General features: G+C 60.6%; 1 protein-coding gene and 1 pseudogene. One reads left to right on the top strand and one right to left on the bottom strand.

Features of this window, described 5'->3' with window-relative positions; translation table 11 throughout:
• Nucleotides 1-181 precede the first annotated feature (181 nt).
• Nucleotides 182-1,381, bottom strand: coding sequence for an IS256 family transposase (locus KAK09_RS18520; RefSeq protein ID WP_210880396.1), 1,200 nt, complete (start codon nucleotides 1,379-1,381; stop codon nucleotides 182-184).
• Nucleotides 1,382-1,550: 169 nt separating this feature from the next.
• Between KAK09_RS18520 and KAK09_RS19210 the strand changes: the two are divergent.
• Nucleotides 1,551-1,661, top strand: a pseudogene (locus tag KAK09_RS19210) (transposase domain-containing protein); the annotation flags it as partial.
• Nucleotides 1,662-1,676: the final 15 nt, after the last annotated feature.

The raw sequence follows: 1,676 nt of genomic DNA, 5'->3' as shown, positions 1-1,676 counted from the left end.
AGAGGGATCGCATTGGGAAGAAAGTCGTGGCTTTTTGCGGGGTCTGAACGCGGCGGCGACAGGGCGGCCTTCATGTATACCCTGATCGTCAGCTGCAAGATGAACGACATTGACCCGCAGGCCTGGAGGTAGTGCCCCAGCGCGTGGTGTAAATCGTTCTCCGGCCGGATGTTGAGCCGGTTTACAGGGCGGCGATTTGCGCCGGATCCATGGTGTTATCCTCGCAGATGGCGGCGACGGTTTCCAGCGTCATGTAACGGCGTGTGACCGCCCATTCGTCGTTCTGTTCCAGCATCAGCGCCCCGACGAGGCGTTTGATGGCTGGCTCGTTGGGGAAAATACCGACGACATTGGTGCGACGCTTGATCTCTTTGTTCAGGCGCTCAAGCGGGTTGGTAGAGTGGATCTGCCGCCAGTGAGCCTGCGGGAAAGTTTTGTAGGCCAGCACGTCGTCTTCAGCGCGGAGCATCAGTTCAGCGAGCTTAGGATGGCGTGGCTGGAAGGCCTCGATCAACTTGGCCCAGTGTTCTTTCGAGTCTGCCAGCGTGTCTTGGTCAAAGGCCGTCCTGAGCGCAGCTGTGACAATGGGGCGGTCTTTTTTGCCGACGCAGGCCAGCGCATTGCGCATGAAATGCACGCGGCAGCGCTGGATTGTGGCGCCCAGCACTTTGGCAGCAGCACCTTTCAGGCCCTTGTGTTCATCCGCGATGATCAGCTTGACGCCACGCAGGCCCCGATCGGCCAGAGCGCGCAGGAACTCGTCCCAGAACACCTCGGCTTCGCTGGGCTGAATGGCGATGCCCAGAACCTCGCGTCGTCCGTCAGTATTGACCGCAACCGCCACTATGGCCGCGACGCTGACGATCCGCCCCGAGCGGCGGACCTTGATGTAGGTGGCGTCCAGCCAGAGGTATGGCCATTCGCCCTCCAGCGGCCGGTTAAGGAAAGCGTCAACACGTTCATCGATCTCGGCACACAGGCGCGAGACCTGGCTCTTGGAGACGCCGGTCATGCCCATCGCTTTTACCAGATCATCGACTGAGCGGGTAGAAACGCCCTGAATGTAGGCCTCTTGGATCACTGCCGTCATCGCCTTTTCCGAGGCCCGACGGGGTTCCAGAAACTCCGGAAAGTATGATCCCTTTCGAAGCTTTGGGATCTGAACTGCGACGGTCCCGGCCCGCGTTTCCCACCGGCGCTCACGATATCCGTTCCGATGGTTTACCCGTTCGGTGCTGCGCTCATGCGTTCCAGCACCGCAGCGCTGGTCCACATCCAGCGCCATCAAGCGGTCGGCGACAAATCCAAGCATCTCGGCCAGTATTTGATGATCCGCGGTGTCCGAAAGAAGCGCCTTCAGCGCGACGGTTTCTGCTATCATGTCTTTGGTCATGGGGGATCTCCTCGATCGGTAGGTCAGTTTTGCAACTCAACCCTACCGGAGAACGTCCATGGCCGCCCAGAAACCGCGCGGGCTTCGCCTGAGCTACGCAAGGCTCCACTCAGCCCGCGCTACCGTCGGAATTACACCACACCCAGGGACGCTACCGGCCTGGATGGCAGATGTCCTGGCGCGCCTGCCCGATATCACCGTGTCACGCTTGCCTGAATTGCTCCCATGGAACTGGAACGCCGAGCAGAAAGCTGTCAAGGCCGCGTGACCGCGTCCCTCGCCG

The sequence above is a fragment of the Roseovarius autotrophicus genome, from assembly GCF_018069895.1.
GTDB lineage: Bacteria > Pseudomonadota > Alphaproteobacteria > Rhodobacterales > Rhodobacteraceae > Roseovarius > Roseovarius autotrophicus.
This window is presented reverse-complemented; position numbering and strand designations above follow the sequence as displayed.

Bases quoted from the DNA above. Each gene is read 5' to 3' on its own strand.
- KAK09_RS18520 (WP_210880396.1), bottom strand. From the start codon at position 1,381: ATGATAGCAGAAACCGTCGCGCTGAAGGCGCTTCTTTCGGACACCGCG.